Source organism: Sphingomonas bacterium, from assembly GCF_903642285.1.
GTDB lineage: Bacteria > Pseudomonadota > Alphaproteobacteria > Sphingomonadales > Sphingomonadaceae > Sphingomonas.
Window position 1 is genome coordinate 1 of the sequence record NZ_CAHJWJ010000031.1, and the last position, 17,729, is coordinate 17,729.

The 17,729-nt window shown below is 67.0% G+C and carries 18 protein-coding genes and 1 pseudogene; 11 read left to right on the forward strand and 8 right to left on the reverse strand.

Annotation, left to right across the window (positions count from 1 at the left end):
• The 4 genes and pseudogenes from HUU99_RS13595 to HUU99_RS13610 form a co-directional block, all read right to left on the reverse strand.
• Window positions 1-638 (reverse strand): annotated as a pseudogene (locus tag HUU99_RS13595) (DNA replication/repair protein RecF); the annotation flags it as partial.
• Between the two features lie 171 nt (window positions 639-809).
• Window positions 810-3,296, reverse strand: coding sequence for a TonB-dependent receptor (locus tag HUU99_RS13600; protein WP_174287122.1), 2,487 nt, complete (start codon window positions 3,294-3,296; stop codon window positions 810-812).
• 142 nt (window positions 3,297-3,438) lie between these two features.
• A complete protein-coding gene (locus HUU99_RS13605; protein ID WP_174287123.1) occupies window positions 3,439-4,974 on the reverse strand; it encodes an ABC transporter permease/substrate-binding protein in 1,536 nt (511 codons plus the stop codon).
• A 16-nt stretch (window positions 4,975-4,990) separates the two neighbouring features.
• Window positions 4,991-5,815 carry an ATP-binding cassette domain-containing protein gene (locus tag HUU99_RS13610; protein WP_174287124.1) on the reverse strand — a complete coding sequence of 275 codons (825 nt, stop codon included), beginning with the start codon at window positions 5,813-5,815 and terminating at the stop codon, window positions 4,991-4,993.
• Window positions 5,816-5,897: 82 nt separating this feature from the next.
• Here HUU99_RS13610 and HUU99_RS13615 point away from each other — a divergent pair, with 82 nt between their 5' ends.
• Window positions 5,898-6,695: an SDR family oxidoreductase gene (locus HUU99_RS13615; protein ID WP_174287125.1), complete on the forward strand. Its 798-nt coding sequence runs from the start codon at window positions 5,898-5,900 to the stop codon at window positions 6,693-6,695.
• A 151-nt stretch (window positions 6,696-6,846) separates the two neighbouring features.
• On the opposite strand, the gene HUU99_RS13620 is transcribed toward HUU99_RS13615, so the two are convergent.
• Both HUU99_RS13620 and HUU99_RS13625 read right to left on the reverse strand, forming a co-directional pair.
• Window positions 6,847-7,557 (reverse strand): anti-sigma factor, encoded by a 711-nt coding sequence (locus HUU99_RS13620; protein WP_174287126.1) that lies wholly within the window; start codon window positions 7,555-7,557, stop codon window positions 6,847-6,849.
• Window positions 7,550-8,122 (reverse strand): sigma-70 family RNA polymerase sigma factor, encoded by a 573-nt coding sequence (locus HUU99_RS13625; protein WP_174287127.1) that lies wholly within the window; start codon window positions 8,120-8,122, stop codon window positions 7,550-7,552. The genes HUU99_RS13620 and HUU99_RS13625 overlap by 8 nt, the downstream gene beginning before the upstream one ends.
• 81 nt (window positions 8,123-8,203) lie before the next feature.
• Here HUU99_RS13625 and rpiB point away from each other — a divergent pair, with 81 nt between their 5' ends.
• The 5 genes from rpiB to HUU99_RS13650 are packed head-to-tail and all read left to right on the forward strand — an operon-like array spanning window position 8,204 to window position 11,351.
• Entirely contained in the window at window positions 8,204-8,644 is a 441-nt protein-coding gene (gene rpiB, locus HUU99_RS13630; RefSeq protein ID WP_174287128.1) for a ribose 5-phosphate isomerase B, read from the forward strand.
• The gene (gene glyA, locus HUU99_RS13635) at window positions 8,641-9,963 is read left to right on the forward strand and encodes a serine hydroxymethyltransferase (RefSeq protein WP_174287129.1); all 1,323 of its coding nucleotides are present in this window, start codon (window positions 8,641-8,643) and stop codon (window positions 9,961-9,963) included. The genes rpiB and glyA overlap by 4 nt, the downstream gene beginning before the upstream one ends.
• Window positions 9,964-9,967: 4 nt before the next feature.
• Entirely contained in the window at window positions 9,968-10,144 is a 177-nt protein-coding gene (locus HUU99_RS13640; protein WP_174287130.1) for a hypothetical protein, read from the forward strand.
• Complete coding sequence (nrdR, locus tag HUU99_RS13645) at window positions 10,144-10,605, forward strand: transcriptional regulator NrdR (protein WP_174287131.1); 462 nt, start codon at window positions 10,144-10,146, stop codon at window positions 10,603-10,605. Before HUU99_RS13640 ends, nrdR begins: the two co-directional genes overlap by 1 nt.
• Window positions 10,602-11,351 carry an RNA methyltransferase gene (locus HUU99_RS13650; protein ID WP_174287132.1) on the forward strand — a complete coding sequence of 250 codons (750 nt, stop codon included), beginning with the start codon at window positions 10,602-10,604 and terminating at the stop codon, window positions 11,349-11,351. Before nrdR ends, HUU99_RS13650 begins: the two co-directional genes overlap by 4 nt.
• On the opposite strand, the gene HUU99_RS13655 is transcribed toward HUU99_RS13650, so the two are convergent.
• On the reverse strand, window positions 11,348-11,653 hold the full coding sequence (locus HUU99_RS13655; protein ID WP_174287133.1) for a chorismate mutase: 306 nt from the start codon (window positions 11,651-11,653) through the stop codon (window positions 11,348-11,350). The two genes, HUU99_RS13650 and HUU99_RS13655, sit on opposite strands and share 4 nt — an antisense overlap.
• Before the next feature lie 140 nt (window positions 11,654-11,793).
• On the opposite strand from HUU99_RS13655, the gene HUU99_RS13660 reads away from it, so the two are divergent.
• Both HUU99_RS13660 and rpsD read left to right on the forward strand, forming a co-directional pair.
• Entirely contained in the window at window positions 11,794-12,042 is a 249-nt protein-coding gene (locus HUU99_RS13660) for a hypothetical protein (RefSeq protein ID WP_174287134.1), read from the forward strand.
• 181 nt (window positions 12,043-12,223) lie between these two features.
• A complete protein-coding gene (gene rpsD, locus HUU99_RS13665; RefSeq protein WP_174287135.1) occupies window positions 12,224-12,838 on the forward strand; it encodes a 30S ribosomal protein S4 in 615 nt (204 codons plus the stop codon).
• 153 nt (window positions 12,839-12,991) lie between these two features.
• Here the strand turns inward: rpsD and HUU99_RS13670 are convergent, their stop codons facing one another.
• Window positions 12,992-14,701: a DNA methyltransferase gene (locus HUU99_RS13670; protein ID WP_174287136.1), complete on the reverse strand. Its 1,710-nt coding sequence runs from the start codon at window positions 14,699-14,701 to the stop codon at window positions 12,992-12,994.
• Window positions 14,702-14,766: 65 nt separating this feature from the next.
• Between HUU99_RS13670 and HUU99_RS13675 the strand changes: the two genes are divergently transcribed.
• Genes HUU99_RS13675 through HUU99_RS13685 form a run of 3 tightly spaced genes read left to right on the forward strand, consistent with a single transcriptional unit; the run spans window position 14,767 to window position 17,722 of the window.
• Window positions 14,767-16,407: a M28 family metallopeptidase gene (locus tag HUU99_RS13675; protein WP_174287137.1), complete on the forward strand. Its 1,641-nt coding sequence runs from the start codon at window positions 14,767-14,769 to the stop codon at window positions 16,405-16,407.
• Window positions 16,404-17,369 carry an agmatine deiminase family protein gene (locus tag HUU99_RS13680; protein WP_174287138.1) on the forward strand — a complete coding sequence of 322 codons (966 nt, stop codon included), beginning with the start codon at window positions 16,404-16,406 and terminating at the stop codon, window positions 17,367-17,369. Before HUU99_RS13675 ends, HUU99_RS13680 begins: the two co-directional genes overlap by 4 nt.
• Window positions 17,366-17,722 (forward strand): DUF3147 family protein, encoded by a 357-nt coding sequence (locus HUU99_RS13685; RefSeq protein ID WP_174287139.1) that lies wholly within the window; start codon window positions 17,366-17,368, stop codon window positions 17,720-17,722. The genes HUU99_RS13680 and HUU99_RS13685 overlap by 4 nt, the downstream gene beginning before the upstream one ends.
• The last annotated feature ends 7 nt before the right edge of the window (window positions 17,723-17,729 follow it).

Below are 17,729 nucleotides of genomic sequence, written 5' to 3' on the forward strand. Positions count from 1 at the left end.
GGCCCGGGCGGTTCGGTCGCCAGCCGTTCGCCGAGCGCCGCCACGCCGTCCGCCCGCGCCGTCGCGATCGCCGCGCCGTGCGCCGCCATCGCGGTCTCCAGCGCGGCCAGCCAGTCGGGATCGATCCCGTCCTCGCTCGCCAGCAGGCGGTTGCGCGCGCGCATCGCCGCTTCGTAGCGCGCGGCCTGGACCGCGTGGCCGGGATCGAGCGCCAGCACGAGCCGGTCGAGAAAGCGCCGCCGCTCGCCCGCGGTGTCGACGAACAGCCGGTCCATCGCCGGCGTCAGCCACAGGATCGTCAGCCATTCGGCGAGTGCGGTCGCCGCCGCGGTCGCGCCCTGTATCCGGACGAGCCGCCGTTCGGGCGCGGCGCGCCCGGTGCCGGTCGCCAGTTCCACCGGCCCGCCCGCCGCCTCGAGCGTCGCCGCGATCCCGAAGCCGCCCGGTCCATCCTGCCGCGCGACCGCGGAAAGTGCGGCACGCCGCAAGCCCCGGCCGGGCGCGAGCAGCGACACCGCTTCCAGGATATTGGTCTTCCCCGCGCCGTTCTCGCCGGTCAGCACGACGAAACCGCCGCCGGGCGCGAGCGTCAGCGCGGGGTGGTTGCGGACATCGGTGAGGACGAGGCGCGACAGCATCGCGTCGGCTCTAACGCAAAGCGGCGCGTGCTGGAATCGCGGGCTTGCCCCCTTTCCGTCAGGCCGGGCGCGTCCCGGCATCCACCGTGCCGTGCCGTCCCACGCTTCTGCGCTCGCGGTACGATGGACCCCGGCACGAGGCCGGGGTGACGGATATCGTGGCAATCCTTCTCAGAACGACATCCCGATCGTACCGAAGAACTGCCGCGGGGCGACGGGGAAGAAGTTGTAGGTCGCGTTCGGTGCCGCGATGGCGAGCGACGATTCGGCCCGCTTGTTGGTGATGTTCGTCACGTTCAGGCTGACGTTGACACCACGCCCGGCGGCACCGTCGCCGAGCGGGATCCGCGCACCGATCCGGCCCGCCAGCGTGAAATAGGCCGGGACCTTCGCCGCGCCGTCGCCGGGGACGAGATCGTCCGTGAACGTGGTGTAACGCCGGCCGAGATAGTCGCCGATCAGTTGCACGTCGAAGATCCCGGCATTGGCGGACACCACGGTCTTGTTCAGCCAGTCGGGGCTGCCGGGCACCTTTTTCCCTGCGGTCGGGACCGTCGTCGTGCCCGTCACATAATTATCGTCGTAGCGCGAATTGTTATACGACAGCGCGTTGTAGACCGAGAAATGGCTGCCGAAGTGCAGCGTCCCGGCGGCGTCGAAGCCGTCGGTCGTCACGCTGCCGACATTCTGCAGGATCGTCGCCCCGCTGGCGATCGCGGTGATCGTGACGGTCGGGCTGATCGCGAGCAGGCGGTTGCTGAAATCGACGTGATAATAGCTGATCTGCCCTTCGAACGCGGTGATCGGCCCGAGCGCCAGCGCATGATGCGTGCGCAGACCGCCTTCATAGGTCCAGCTCGTCTCCGGCTTGGTATTGGCCTTGAAGAAATCGAACAGCGTCTGGCTGCCGAGCGCGAACGGCGACAGGCCGGCGGCGGCACTGGTCTGGAACTGACGGACATTGTTCTGCGCGTTGGCGAAAAGCTGTTCGTGATCGGTCGCATCCCAGACCGCGCCGATCTCCGGCAGGAACGGCTTCGTCGTGTCGAGCTTGCCGACGGGCAGGCCGAGCGATCCGGTGAACGAGCCGGGGATCGGCTGGACCGGCACCGCCTGCGACGCCATCTGGAACGTGCTCTTGAAGCCGGCGAGCAGGGTCAGGCGCGGCACGATCTTCCACGAATCCTGCAGGTGCGTCTGAATCTCGTCGACCCGGACCTCGCTGCCATATTGGGTGATGAGCGGCGTCTCGTAATCATGCGGCCGGGTATAGGGCGACGAGGGATTGCTGAGGCTGACCGCGTACCAGCGGCGGAACGAGGACGAGCTTTGATGTTCGTACCAGCCGCCGAGTTCGATCTGGTGGTTGCCGAATTCCGCCTTCACCGTGGAGACCAGCCCCTCGCGGTCGATGCGGTATTCGGTGGTCCGCGCGGCAAGCCCCGATCCGCCGAAGATGCCCGACAGCCGGGCGACATTCGCCGCCGACGTGGTATTCACGCCCGGCCCCTGCGGACCCGGATAATAATAGGAGAAGAGCAGCGGCAAACCGGCGGCAGTGATCGGCCCGGCGACGACGCCGACGCCGTCGTCATGATGGAAATAGAGCTGGTTGGACCAGCTTATGTGATCCGACGCCTTCCAGTCGTATTTCAGATAGCCGAGATAATCGGTGCGCTGCGCGTCGCTGTAGAAATTCTGATAGTTCGACCCGGGTGCCGCGTTGATCGCGGCATAGGCGGGCGACTGGTAATAGCCGACCACCCCTGCGAAATCCGGATAATAGAATGGCCGCGTGTACGGTGCGGTGGCGCGGTTATCGATCGCAGCCGTGGTCGCGGTGGCCGGCCGCACGACGATCGCGGTCGAATCCTCGTTGGGTTCGGTCTTGTCGGAATAGGCGAGGTACACGGTCAGCTTGCCGTGCGGATCGTCACGGACGATCTTGCCGTCCGCCTGATACCCGCCCTGCCTGCCGTTGAAATCCCAGGCGCGCGCATCCTGGCGCACGCCGGACACGTAGAAACGCGTGCCGTCGCCAAGGTCGCCGCTGTCGATCCGCGCATAGGTACGAAACGTCGAATAGCTGCCGAAGGTCTGCGACACGGTCGCGCCGCGCTGGTCGCGCGGATCGCTGGAAAAGGTGTCGATCGTGCCGCCGAGATTGCTGGTCGATGCGGTGCCGAGATCGCCGGCACCCGAGGCCAGCGTCACCCGGCCGACGTCTTCGGAAATGATCGCGCGCTGCGGCGACAGGCCGTTGTAATTGCCATATTGCTGGTCGCCGAGCGGCAGGCCGTCGAGCGTGTAGCCGAGCTGCTGCTGGTTGAAGCCGTGGATGAACAGCGAGATATTCTGTTCGTTGTTGCCCCAGGGATCGGCCGTCAGGAAGGTGACGCCGGGCAGCGTCTCCAGCGCCTTCAGCGGGCTGATCCCGGGCAGGATCTTCTGAATCTCGACCCCGGTGATCTGCGTGACCGACCGGGTGGTCTTGCCGGTGACGACGATGTCCTGCGCCGGGTCCGCCGGCGTGTCGGGGCCGCCCGCCGGATCGGGATCGACCGCGGTCGCGGTCTGCCTCGTCTGCGCGGCGGCGGGTGCGGCGAACGTTGTCAGCGCGACGCCGAGTAGCAAAGTCGCCTTGCGATGGTCGGTCATGATGTCTCGATTCCCCAATGCCGGTCGCTGCCGGGCCTGGGCGTTGCCTAGGGGCAGGAAAAGACGAATCGGCGACGCAGCCGTGACGGTTCGATGACGCGGCAAAAAGGATCGGCGGGTGCGAACGCCGATGGCCGGGCGGCTACCGCCCGATCGCCGCCGCCAGCCAATGCGCGGCCTGTTCGGGCGATTGCTTGCCGTCGCTTCGATCCACCCGGTAATTCGCCTGCCGCATCGTCGCGACCGGGATGTGCCCGACCAGTGGGCGGAGCGCGGCGATCAGGCGTCCGTCGTGCGCATGTCGCGGATCGACCAGCAGGATCGCATCGTAACCGGGGATCGCGCGGCGGGGATCGGTCAGGATCGTCAGCCCGTCCGCCGCGATCCGCCCGTCGGACGAGAAGGCTGAGATGGCGTCCACCGTCCCGCTCGCCAGCGCCTGGTACATGAAGGTCGGGCTGTACGGTGTCGCGGACGCGAACCGCATCGGATAGGCGTGGCGGACCGCCGCCCATTCGGGCCGTTCGAGAAATTCCAGATCGCTGCCGAGCCTGAGCCCGGGCGACGCCGCCGCGAGATCGTCGAGCGTCGCGATCGCCTTCGCCTTCGCTTCGTCCCCGCGCATCGCAAAGGCATAGGCGTTCTCGAACCCGAGCGGCCCGACCAGCCGGCTGCCCGACGTCGCCCGCATCCAGCCGCCGATCGCCGCGACCATGGCTCCGCGCGGCGGGACGGCGGTGCGCTTCATCGCATTGGTCCAGATCGTGCCGGCATAATCGACATAGACGTCGACATCGTTCGTCGTCAGCGCGCCGTAGATCACCGCGGAACCGAGCCCGTCGCGGTACTGCACGTCATAACCCGCCGCGGTCAGCCGGTCGCCGATCAGCCGCGCCAGGATATATTGTTCGGAAAAATTCTTCGCGCCGACGACGACCGTCCGCTGCCCGCTGCGATGCCAGAGCGGCGCGGTCGCAAGCGCCAGTCCGACGACGAGGATCGACAGCCCGGCGATCACGAACCCGCGCCGCCGCTTCGCCAGACCGTGCTCGACCAGCCCGATCGTGCCGTCCACCGTCATCGCCAGCATCGCCGCGGCGATGCAGCCCGCAAGCACCAGCGTCCAGTTCTGCGTCTGCAGCCCGGCGAAGATCAGGTCGCCCAAACTCGGCTGCCCGACGGTCGTCGACAATGTCGCGGCCCCGATCGTCCAGACCGCGGCGGTGCGGATGCCGGCGATGAGAACGGGTGCGAGCAAAGGGGCCTCGACCAGCCGCAGCTTCTGCCACGGCGTCATGCCGACCGCGTCCGCCGCCTCGATCACCGCGCGGTCGATGCCGCGCAAGCCCGTCACCGCGTTGCGCAGGATCGGCAGCAGGGCATAGAGCGTCAGCGCGATCAGCGAGGGGAGGAAGCCGAGCGCGGGAACGCCCCCGCCGACAAGCCCCGACAGCGCCAGCAGCAACGGGTAGAACAATGCGAGCAGCGCCAGCGAGGGGACGGTCTGGACGAGGCTCGCGAACCCGAGCGCCACCCGCGCCACCGCCGGTCGCCGCGCCGATAGCACGCCAAGCGGAACCGCGATCAGCATGCCGAGCACCAATGCGGACCCTGCGAGCAGGACATGCTGCGCGAGCAGCGACGGCACGCGGGCGAACGCCTCCATCACGCCGTTCATGCGATCCTTGCCTCCGTCATGCCCGGCTCGTCCCGGCATCCGGAGCCTCAGGCGGGACGCTGCTTGGCTCCGGACCCCGGGACGAGCTCGGGGTGACGCTAAGGGCCGCGAGCCGCGCGGCCTGTTCGCGCGGCACCGCGACCAGCGCCTGCGCCGCGTCGCCGCCCGCCCCGCCCGCGAGCGCGGCGGGCGTCTCGTCGGCCACGATCCGCCCTGCCTGCATCACCAGTACGCGGTCGGCGAGCAGCAGCGCCTCCGCCATGTCGTGCGTGACCAGGATCGTGGTGAGGCCCAGCGCGTCGTGCAGCGCGCGGATCGATCGGCCGAGATCGTCGCGCGTGACCGGATCGAGCGCGCCGAACGCCTCGTCGAGCAGCAATATCTTCGCCTCGGGGGCCAGTGCGCGGGCGATCGCCACGCGCTGGCGCTGGCCGCCCGACAGTTCGTGTGGCATCCGTTCGGCGATCGTTGGCGGCAGGCCGACCCGGTCGAGCATCGCCGTCCCATCGACGCGCTTGCCGATCAGCCGCACGCCGATCGCGATATTCTCGGCGACCGTCATGTGCGGGAACAGCCCGATCCCCTGGAACACATAGCCGATCCGCCGCCGAAGCGTAGGAGCCGGGCCGTCCGTCACATCGACACCGTCGATCGTGACCCGCCCGCCCGTCGGTTCGACCAGCCGGTTGATCGTCTTCAGAAGCGTCGACTTGCCCGATCCCGACGTGCCGACCAGTGCGACGAAGCTGCGGCCGTCGATCGTCGCGGACACACCGTCGACCGCCGCGACCGCGTCGTAGCGTTTGCTGAGCGTGTCGAATGCGATCGATTGCGCTGGCATCGCCGGCGACGATGGGGGATGCAGCCGCAAGGGTCAAATGCCGGATTCACACGATGGCGCGAACCCCGTACAGGAGCGGATGATGAGCGAGATCAAGGCGATCTTCATTACCGGCGGCGGGTCGGGGATCGGCCGTGCCACCGCGCGGCTGTTCGCCAGCCGCGGTTGGCGCGTCGGCGTGGCGGACATCGACGACGCCGGGCTTGCCGAGACGATCGCGATGATCGGCGGCGGGATGGCGCAGCGTTACGTGATGGACGTGCGCGACCGCGACGCATGGATCGCCGGTCTCGACGCCTTCACCGTCGCCAGCGGCGGACGGCTCGACGTGCTGTTCAACAATGCCGGGATCGCCACCAGCGGTCCGCTGGCGCAGGCGCGTTTCGCGGACATCGACCGGACGGTCGCGATCAATTTCGTCGGTGTGCTGAACGGCGCGCGGATCGGTCATGCGTATCTGGCGAAGACGCCGGGGTCGTGCCTGCTCAACACCGCATCCGCGTCCGCGATCTACGGATCGTCGGGGCTGGCCACCTATTCGGCGACGAAGTTCGCGGTGCGCGGCCTGACCGAGGCGCTGGACGGCGAATGGCATGCCGAAGGCATCAAGGTGCGCGCCATCGTCCCCAGCTTCATCGAGACGCCGCTGCTCGACGGGGTCGCCGGCGGCACCAACCGGTCGATCCGCGAGGCGGTGGTCGGCGCTGGACTGGAACTGACGAGCGCGGACACGGTGGCGGAGGCGGCGTGGACGGCGGCGCACGGCAAGGCGGTCCACATCTATGTCGGCAAGACCGCGCACCGGCTGGCGTTCGCGGCGCGGTGGATGCCGGGGAGCCTGCGCAAGCGGATGAAGCGGGGACTGGGCAGCGAGGGCTAGTCGCGGCCGCGCTATTTAGCCCCCACCCCGGCGAAGGCCGGGGCCCAGCCGCGGGATGATCGCGGCGGCGCGTTGCCGTTCGTCACAGCAACCTGCGCAACTGGGCCCCGGCCTTCGCCGGGGTGGCAAACGACGGACGCGGGGAACGCACTCAGACCGCCGCCAGCACCCCGGTCGCGATCACCGGCCCCGTCGGCGCAATACCCGGCGCGCCGCCGGCCGGTTCGACCGAGATGGCGAGCGTCATTCCCGATCCCATCTTCGCGCGCGCCGCCGCCGGCAGACCGATCGTGGTCGGCTGGACGGTCAGCAGCCCAAGCGCATGCGGTACCCCGTCGCCGCCGATCAGCCAGAGTTCGGCCACCTTGCGTCCGGTCTGCGCCGGTGTGGCGGCGACCCGGATCGATCCGGCCGCCGGATCATAGGCCGCCGCGATCGGTGCCTTCGCATCGCCGAGCGACGCGATGAGTATCGGCCCGGCCGGTGCTGCGGCGACGGGCACGGGCTGTGAAACCGGCGGCGGCGGTGCGAGCGGGCGCACCAGCAACATGACGAGCAGCACCGCCGCGATCGCGCTGGCGACGATCGCGATCGCGGGCCAGGGCATGCGCGACCGGCGACCGGTGACGGGGCCGCCCAGGCTCTCGTCGATCCGGTCGACCAGCCCCTCCGGAACCTCGACGCCCGGCCACAGATCGAACAATTGCGCGAAATGCAGCCGCCACGCCTCGACGTCGCGCGCGAAGTCCGGTTCGGCCAGCACCCGGCGCAATGCGGCGGCGCGCTCCGCTCCGTCGAGCAGGCCTAGCGACAGTTCGGCGGCGGTCATGTCGCCGCCGTCGGACAGGAGCGCGTCATCCATGATCGAGGCACTCCTTCAATCGCGCGAGACCGCGGCGCACCCAGCTCTTCATCGTGCCCAACGGGACGTTCGCCCGCTCGGCGAGATCGGCATAGGTCACGCCGTCGAAAAACGCGGTGCGGATCGCGGTCCGCTGCCGATCGTCCAGTGCCTGCATGCATATCGCCAGCCGGTGGCTCGACTCGCTCGACAACAGCATCTGTTCCGCGGACGGCGCATCGTCGGCGATGTCGGGCGCGCCGTCGAGCGGATCGGTCCGGCGGACGCCCTGCGCGCGCCGCCAGTCGATCGCCCGGTTGCGCGCAATCGTGGCGAGCCAGGTGATCGGGCTCGCCCGCCCCGGCTCCCACGCGCCCGCCCGGCGCCAGATGATGAGATAGACTTCGTGCAACACATCCTCTGCGGCCTGACGTTCACCGCAGATACGAAGACAGATGCCGAATAGCTTCGATTGCGTCAGGACGTAGAGATCGCGGAACGCGCCGCGATCCTCGCTGCCGGTCTTGACCAACGCATCGGCCAGGCGCGCACGCGCTGCATCGGCATCGGTCTGGGGCGGGGTCACGCGACGGTTCTAGCGGTTCGCCGAGGATCGGCCAAGCGTTGATGGGTGGCCTTTTCGGGTCGTCCCGGGTAAGGGCGGCGCATGCGTATCGCCATCGCTTCCGATCACGCCGCCGTCGCGCTGAAAACCGTCCTGGTCGCGTGGCTGACGGATGCCGGGCACGAACCCGTCGACCTCGGCACGCATGGCAGCGGATCGGTGGATTATCCCGATTACGGTGCCGCGGTCGCCGATGCGCTGGCGGACGGCCGTGCGGATCGCGGGATCGCCTTGTGCGGTTCGGGGATCGGCATCGCGATCGCGGCTAACCGCAACCCGGCCTGCCGCTGCGCTCAGGTATCCGAACCGCTGTCCGCCCAGCTCGCGCGCAGCCACAACGACGCCAATTGCATCGCGATCGGCGCGCGGCTGGTCGGCGAGGACATGGCCAAGGCATGCGTCGCGGCGTTCCTCTCGACCGATTTCCTCGGTGGCCGCCACCGGCCCCGCGTCGACAAACTCTCCATGAAGGTCCCCGCATGAGCAGCCAGCCCATTCCGATCCGCCCCGACCTGCACGACGTCCAGCCGGACGGCTTCTTCACCCGCGGCCTCGCGGCGGCGGATGCGGCGGTGTTCGCCGGCGTCGCGCAGGAACTGGAGCGCGAGCGGACGCAGATCGAACTGATCGCGTCGGAGAACATCGTGTCGAAGGCGGTGCTGGAGGCGCAAGGGAGCGTCTTCACCAACAAATATGCCGAAGGCTATCCGGGCAAGCGCTATTATCAGGGCTGCGCACCGTCCGACGCGGTCGAGACGCTGGCGATCGACCGCGCCAAACGGATCTTCGGGTGCGCGCACGCCAACGTCCAGCCGCATTCGGGTGCGCAGGCGAACGGCGCGGTGATGCTGGCGCTGGTCAAGCCCGGCGACACGATCCTCGGCATGAGCCTCGACGCTGGCGGCCATCTGACGCACGGCGCGCGCGCGGCGATGTCGGGCAAATGGTTCGATGCGGTCCAGTACGGCGTCGATCCGGTCACGCACCTGATCGACTATGCGCAGGTCGAGGCGCTGGCGATCGAGCGCCGGCCGAAGCTCATCATCGCGGGCGGGTCCGCCTATCCGCGCCGGATCGACTTCGCGAAGTTCCGCGCGATCGCCGACAAGGTGGGCGCGTATTTCATGGTCGACATGGCGCATTTCGCGGGCATCGTCGCAGCGGGGCTTCACCCGACGCCGTTCGGCCATGCGCATGTCGTGACGACGACCACGCACAAGACGCTTCGCGGTCCCCGCGGCGGCATGATCCTGACCGACGACGATGGAATCGCGAAAAAGATCAATTCGGCGGTCTTCCCCGGCCTCCAGGGTGGACCATTGATGCACGTCATCGCCGCCAAGGCGGTCGCGTTCGGCGAGGCGTTGCAGCCCGACTACAAGACGTACATCGCCGCGGTCATAGAGAATGCGAGGACGCTGGCGGCGACGCTGAAGGAGCGCGGCGCGGACCTCGTGTCGGGCGGCACCGATACGCATCTGGCGCTCGTCGATCTCACCCCGCTCGGCATCACCGGCCGCGATGCGGACGAGGCGCTGGAGCGTGCGGGCATCACCTGCAACAAGAACGGCATCCCCAACGACCCGCTGCCCCCGGTGAAGACCAGCGGCATCCGCGTCGGTTCGCCGGCGGGTACGACCCGCGGGTTCGGGCCCGAGGAGTTCCGCGAGATCGGCCATATGGTCGCCGACGTTCTCGACGGCCTCGCCGAAAAGGGCGAGCAGGGGGACCCGGAGGTCGAGGCGGACGTTCGGACCCGGGTGCGCGCCCTGTGCGCGCGCTTCCCCATCTATCAAGGATAATGACATGGGCGTCGAAGACGTGAAGGACGACATCAAGAACACGCCGGGCCTCGGCAAGAGCATGGCCAAATGGGGCGCGCTCGGCGCGGTCGTCGCGATCCCGCTGCCGTTCGTCGGCCCGATCATCGGTGCCGCCGCGGGTGCCGGCTATGCCTATTACAAGGCCAAGAAGAAGGGCTGATGCGGTGTCCGTTCTGCGGCCATGACGACAGCCAGGTAAAGGACAGCCGCCCGACCGAGGACGGTGCCGCGATCCGGCGGCGCCGTCAGTGCGAGGGCTGTGCCGCGCGGTTCACGACGTTCGAGCGAATCCAGTTGCGCGACCTCGTCGTGCTGAAATCCGAGGAGCGACGCGAAGCATTCGATCGCGAAAAGCTGCTCCGCTCGGTATCGATCGCCACGCGCAAGCGGCCGATCGACGCGGTCCGGATCGAGAAGCTGGTCTCGGGAATCCAGCGCCGGCTGGAAACGCTCGGTGACGGCGAAGTGACGTCGAAGCGGATCGGCGAGATGGTGATGGAGGGGCTGAAAGGTCTCGATTCGGTCGCCTATATCCGTTTCGCCAGCGTCTACCGCGATTTCAGCGAGGCGCGCGATTTCGAACAATTCGCGGGTTCGGTCGAGGAGATCGGTCGTCAATGACCGATGACGTGAGCGACCCGGCGGCCCTCGCGCCCAGGCCCGTCATCGTGCTGGTCCGACCGCAGCTAGCGGAGAATATCGGCAAGGCGGCGCGGGCGATGCTGAATTTCGGGCTGACCGAATTGCGGCTCGTCGCCCCGCGCGACGGTTGGCCGAACCCCGCCACGGCACCCGCGTCGAGCGGCGCGGATCAGGTGCTGGCGAATGCGGGGCTGTACCCCGACCTCGCCTCCGCCGTCGCGGATTGCCCCAATGTCTATGCGACCACGGTGCGCAAGCGCGGCGTGACCAAGCCGGTCGTGACCCCCGAACGGGCCGCCCGCGACATCCACGCCAGCCCGGCGCGCACCGCGATCCTGTTCGGGCCCGAACGATCGGGGCTGGAAACCGACGACGTCGCGGTCGCACGGTCGATCGTCACCGTGCCGATCAACCCGGCATTCGGATCGCTGAACCTGGCACAAGCGGTGATCCTGGTCGCGTATGAATGGTCCAAGCGGGTCGCCCTCGCGCAACCGCCCGAGACCGAATTGCCACCACCCGCGCCACAGGAGGAACTGGACGGGATGATCGCCCAACTCGATGCGATGCTCGGCGAGACAGGCTATTTCTACCCGCCCGACCGCGCGACGACGGTCCGACGAACGCTGCGAACGCTGCTGACCAAGCCCGCCTGGTCGAGCCAGGAAGTGCGTACGATGCGCGGCATATTGTCGACGCTCGACCGGCCGCGGACGCGGCGCTAGCCGCGAGCGTCGAACGTCGCCAGTTCATATGCGATCGACGCCTCGACCAGCCGATCCCACAGTTCCGCGATCGGCTGCGCAGGAAGACCGGCCGCCTCGGCCGCCGCCACGGCATTGGCGACGACCTGGCTTTTGCGGGCCTCGTCGCGGACGGCCTCGCGCGTCGGCTTGATCCGCGCCGCCGCGTTCATATACGCAAAACGCTCGACAAGCAGCGTGACCAGTTCGCGATCCACCTGATCGACGCCCGCGCGGACGTCCGTCATGGAGGCACAATCAGGGCCGGGGATGCGATCGGTCATGCCGCCTGATAATCGAGCAGGCGATGCTGTCCAGCCTCCCCGATCCGCGCTTGCAGGACGGCGACGCCTTCGATAATCCCGCTTAGGCGGCCGGGCCGGTTTTCGATCGCCGGGGTGCCACCGGTTCGGAGAGTTTCGATATGCGTTCTTTCACGTTCGTCGCGGTGACCATGGCCGCATTCGTCACGGTGCCGACTATGGCCGGAGAAAAGAAGCCGGTCGATCCGAACAAGAAAATCTGTCGCCAGAGCGAAGTCACCGGATCGATCATGATGGGCAAATCGGTCTGCCACACTGCCGCGGAATGGGCGCAGGTCGATCGGCAGAACGCGAGCGACTCGGAAAGCGCACGGGCCATCCTTCATCGCGGCAGCGTCGGCGCACACTGATCGCTTGCCCAAGCTTGACCTCGGCACCTGCTTCTGTCAGAGGCCGCGGCTTCGCGAATGGCTCCGCACCCCGGTGAAGCGGCGGCCCTGCCGATCGAAAGGTCCAAGCAGGCGATGACCGGGAATGATCCGCGCCAGCGATGATGCGGATCCGTCATTGGCACTTGCAAAGGTAATATACATGTCGAAGCGCGCCAGCGCCAAGCACAAGCTCGACCGTCGGATGGGCGAGAATATCTGGGGTCGCCCGAAGAGCCCGGTCAACAAGCGCGAATACGGCCCCGGCCAGCATGGTCAGCGCCGCAAGGGAAAGGTTTCGGACTTCGGCATCCAGCTTCGCGCCAAGCAGAAGCTCCGCGGCTATTATGGCGATGTGACGGAAAAGCAGTTCCGCGCCTGCTATCACGAGGCCGCCCGGATGAAGGGCGATACCAGCCAGAACCTGATCGGACTGCTCGAGCAGCGGCTGGACATGATCGTCTACCGCGCGAAGTTCGCGCCGACGATCTTCGCCGCCCGCCAGTTGGTCAGCCACGGCCATATCCGGGTCGACGGCGTCAAGTGCAACATCGCCTCGCGCCGCGTCTTCGCCGGCCAGGAGATCACGCTCGGCACGAAGGCGCAGGAAATGGCGCTGGTGATGGAAGCGCAAGGCCTGGCCGAGCGCGAAATCCCCGATTACGTCGCCCCCGACGGCAATGCGAAAATCACCTTCACCCGCGTGCCCACGCTGGACGAGGTGCCCTATCCGGTGAAGATGGAGCCGAACCTGGTCGTGGAATTCTACAGCCGCTGATCCGAGGATTTAGCGTAAGTTGAATACGAACGAACGATCAGCGGTTCGGCCGGCGGGGCCGAAGCCCCGACCGACGCCGCTGGTTTCGCCAGCGGCGCGACCCGAACCAAAAAAGGGCGGCTCCACCAAAGTCGCCCTTTTTTGTCGGCACACCTACAGCAACGACTGCTGCGCCCCCTTCTGATGGCTGACCCGCGTTTCGACGCGCGCGGCTTTCTTCACCGGGCTGATGAGCGGCGGCAGCTTGGGTTTCAGCCCCATGGACAATTCGGCGAGCGTGACGATCTGGAGCGCGGGGAAGCGCCCGAATTCGGTTTCGATCGTCGGATGCGAGGCGGCCTCCTCGCGCATCCCCTTGGTCGGCATCGATTTCATGACGAACAGCCCGAAGCGGAACTTGTCCCGCTCCATCACCCGCCCCAGATCGCGCACCATATTGGGGGTGACGATGTCGCCCGCCTTGACCGAGATCACGCCGGTCTCAACCTTGCCGCTTTCGGCCAGATAGTTGAACCAGCCGTCGATCCCCTTGTCGCCGCCCTTCTTGTCGCGCGGATAGCCGCCGACCTGCCAGCTCACCCATTGCTGGAACTGGTGCGGATCATCGGCGGCGAGGCGTTCGGCACTCGCAAGGTCTTTCGGCACGCCGATCGTCTCGAACGCGATGCCCGGATAACCCTCGCGCATCCGGTTCTCGATCATGCCGATCGCGATATGTGTGATGTCGATACCGATCCATTGCCGCCCCAGCTTCTGCGCAGCATCGACCGCCGTGCCGCAGCCGCAGAACGGATCGAGCACGACGTCGCCGGGATTGGAGGAGGTTTCAATAAGGCGGGAAAGAAGTCCTACCGGCTTCTGCGTCGGATAACCCAGCTTTTCATGTTCCGAGTCGAGCCACTTTACATCTTCATCGATGCCTTCGGTCGACCCTGCCAACGTTCCGCGCGTGCCGGGCTGATATGCCCAGATATCCTGATATTGAACGCCTTCGGAAGTCTCCAAATACTGCTTGTATCTTGGCAGCGCTCCTGCGGACTTTGGATGTAATATGAAACCATTGCGATCGAGCGCGTCGAGGATGTCATTGAGCGACTCGAACGTGCCGCCGTTGGTGATTGCGGCCACTAACTTTTTGGGGATCGCCCAATGTCTTCCTTTTGGCGTCGGATCATAGTTTCGCCAAGGTTGACCGCTGTCGCCCGACCGTATCCCTGCGCCGGTTAGCACATTCGATTGATATCGACCTTCATTATCTTCGCTGGAGAACGATCCAGTGATGTAAGCTTGGGAATAGGGACGACGGCCGGGATGAAAGACTACATCGTCCGATCGGGAATAAAACAATATCGTGTCATGGATCGGACCAAATTGCTTCGACAATTTATTATGGGCATTGGTGCGACGCCATACGATTTCATTCCGAAAATTCTCCGCTCCAAACACCGCATCCAAGACCAGTTTCAGATAATGGCTCGCGGTCGGATCGCAGTGAAGGTATAAAGAACCAGTCGACTTCAGGATGCGGTACAGCTCGACCAGCCGTACCGCCATCATCGCCAGATAGGCCATGAGCGGCGAGTCGCCGAGCGCATCGTGCATCGCGCGCATCATCACCTGCAGTGACCGCTTGGTGCCGCTGTCGATGTCCATCAACGCGCTCTTGGAAGCATCGCCCCAGGTCCAAGTATCGTCGAATGCCTCGATGCTGGCGTCCGCTCCCGCGCCACCCGCAGACTTGAACAGCACGTTGTAGCCCGCGTTGGAATTGAACGGCGGATCGAGATAGACGAGATCGACGCTGGCGTCCGGGATCGCGTCGCGCAATACCTCCAGATTGTCGCCATAATATAGCCGGTTCATGGGGCAATCCTTGCGGCACGGCGGCGCGGCTGGCAAGATCGCGTCACCAATCACGGGACGATCCTATGCGCGTGCTGCTCCTATTGCCCCTTCTCCTGATCGCCACCCCGGGGATGACCCAGACCGCCCCCGCGATCTCGGTCGAGACGCTGAAGACCGTCGACAAGGAACTGTCCTCCGACGCCTATGAGGGCCGCGCGCCGACGACGCCGGCGGAGGACAAGACGGTCGCCTATATCGTCGATCGGATGAAGGCCGCGGGGCTGAAGCCCGGGGTGCATGGCGGCTGGACGCAAGACGTGCCGATGGTGCAGATCACCGCGCGCAACGTGGCACCGCTGACCTTCACCGGCGGCAAGACGCCGATCAGCCTCGCCTACCGCACGCAGATGGTCGCGGGCACCTACCGCGTCGTGCCGCGCATCGCGGTGAAGGACAGCCCCGTCGTCTTCGTCGGGTACGGGATCGTGGCGCCGGAGAAGGGCTGGAACGACTATGCCGGGCTGGATGTGCACGGCAAGACGGTCGTCATCCTGGTCAACGATCCCGACTGGCAATCGACGAGCCGCGAAGGTCTGTTCGAAGGCCGCGCGATGACCTATTACGGGCGCTGGACGTACAAGTTCGAAGAGGCGGCGCGGCAGGGCGCGACCGCGGCGATCATCGTCCACGACACCGAACCCGCCGCCTATCCGTTCGCGGTCGTGCAATCCTCCTGGACCGGCCCGCAGCTCGAACTGGACGAGACGGGCGATCACATGGACCAGTCCAAGGTCATCGGCTGGATCCAGAAAGCGGATGCGACCGCGCTGTTCGCAAGCGCGGGACAGGATTTCGCCGCGTTGTCCGAAGCGGCCAAGCACAAGGGCTTCAAGGCGGTGCCGCTGGGCGTGGCGATGTCGACGAGCTTCGACAATGCCATTCGGCGACAGGCGTCGAAGAACGTCATTGGCGTGCTGCCGGGCACGACGGCCCCCGACGACTATGTCCTCTACAGCGCGCATTGGGATCATCTCGGCCACTGCACGCCCGTCGATGGCGACGGCATCTGCAACGGCGCGCTGGACAATGCGAGCGGGGTCGCGGGGCTGATCGCGCTGGCGGAGGCGCAGACGAAGGCGGGCCCGGCGAAGCGGTCGATCGCGTTCCTGGCGGTGACTGCGGAAGAATCCGGGCTGCTTGGGTCGCGTTATTATGCCGAGCATCCGGTCTATCCGCTGGCGCACACCGTCGGCGGGGTGAACATGGACGTGCTGAACGTGAACGGCCGTGCCCGCGACTTCGTCATCACCGGTGCCGGCAAATCCGAGATCGAGGATCTGGTGAAGCCGATCGTCGCCGCCGAAGGCCGGACGATCGGCACGGAGGCGAACCCCGAACGCGGCGGCTATTACCGATCGGATCATTTCAGCTTCGCGAAGCTCGGCGTGCCGATGCTCGACGGCGGGTCCGGCGAGGATCTGGTCGTCGGCGGCAAGGCGGCGGGGCATGCCGCGACCGAGGATTATGTCGCGCACCGCTATCACAAGCCGCAGGACGAATATAATCCGGGCTGGGACTGGTCGGGCGCGGTCGCCGATCTGGACATTTACTACACGCTCGGCCGGAAGCTGGCGGACGACACGACGCTGTGGCCGAACTGGTACAAGACCGCGGAATTCCGCGGCATCCGCGATCGGTCGCGTGCGGCGGGCGCGATGCAGTGAAGCCGCCGCCCCCCGAATGGGCGCATCACAAGGCGGTGTGGATCGGATTTCCGAGCCATCCCGAATTGTGGGAGGACGATCTGGAGCCCGCACGAGCCGAGGTCGTGGCGTTCGCACGGGCGGTCCATGCCGATGGCAAGGGTGAGAAGATCCTGCTCGTCGCCGCGGACGACGAGGCGGCGCTGGCGGCACGGACGATGGCGAAGGACTTCGCCGATATCGTGGTCGAACCGTTCGGCGACATCTGGCTGCGCGACACCGCGCCGATCGTTATGGCGGACGGCAGCGTGCGTATGTTTCTGTTCAACGGCTGGGGCGGCAAATACGACCTGCCGGGCGACGACAGCATCGGCGAACGGCTGGCGATCGGCCGACGCAAGCGCGTCGTATCGTGCGACTGGGTGCTGGAAGGCGGCGCGATCGACGGCGACGGCGCGGGGACCGTCGTGACCACCGAGCAATGCCTGCTGAACCCGAACCGCAACCCGACGCTGTCCAGGAACGAGATCGAGGTGCGGCTGCGCGACGATCTGGGATTCGAACGGATCGTGTGGCTCGGCGACGGGCTGCACAATGATCACACCGACGGGCATGTCGACAATCTGGCGCGGTTCGTGGGGCCAGGCCGTGTCGCGATCCCGGTCGGTGCGGACAATGACCCCAATTGGCAGGTCTATCAGCGCGCCGCCGCCGCCGCCCGCGCCGCCGGGCTGGAGGTCGTGCCCGTGCCCTCCCCCGGCCGGGTGATGCGCGGCGAGGAGATCGTGCCGGCGAGCTACATGAATTTCTACATCGGCAACGCTGCGGTCGTCGTGCCGATATACGGCGCGGCGGACGACGATGCCGCGGTGCTGGCGTTCCAGGCGATCTTTCCCGACCGGCATGTCGTCGGGCTGCACGCGGACCATATCCTGACCGGGGGCGGCAGCTTCCACTGTATCAGCCAGCAGATACCGGGATGATCGTCGGCCAGTTCGCGATCCGCGCCGTATTGTCGGGGCTGATCGTCGCCGCCGTCGCGCTGATCGCACGGCGCAGCCCGGCGGCGGGTGCGATCGTCGCATCGCTGCCGCTGGTGTCGGTGCTCGGCATGATCTGGCTGTGGCGCGATACCGGCGACCGGGTGCGGCTTGCGGCGCATGCCGAGGCGACGTTCTGGTATGTGATCCCCTCGCTGCCGATGGTCCTGCTCATCCCTGCATTGCTCCGCGCCGGGATCGGCTTCGTGCCGGCGCTGATCGCCGGTTGCGCGCTCACCGTCGCGCTGTATCTCGTGACCGCCGCAGTCGCCGCGCGCTTCGGCATCACGCTGTAGGACGACC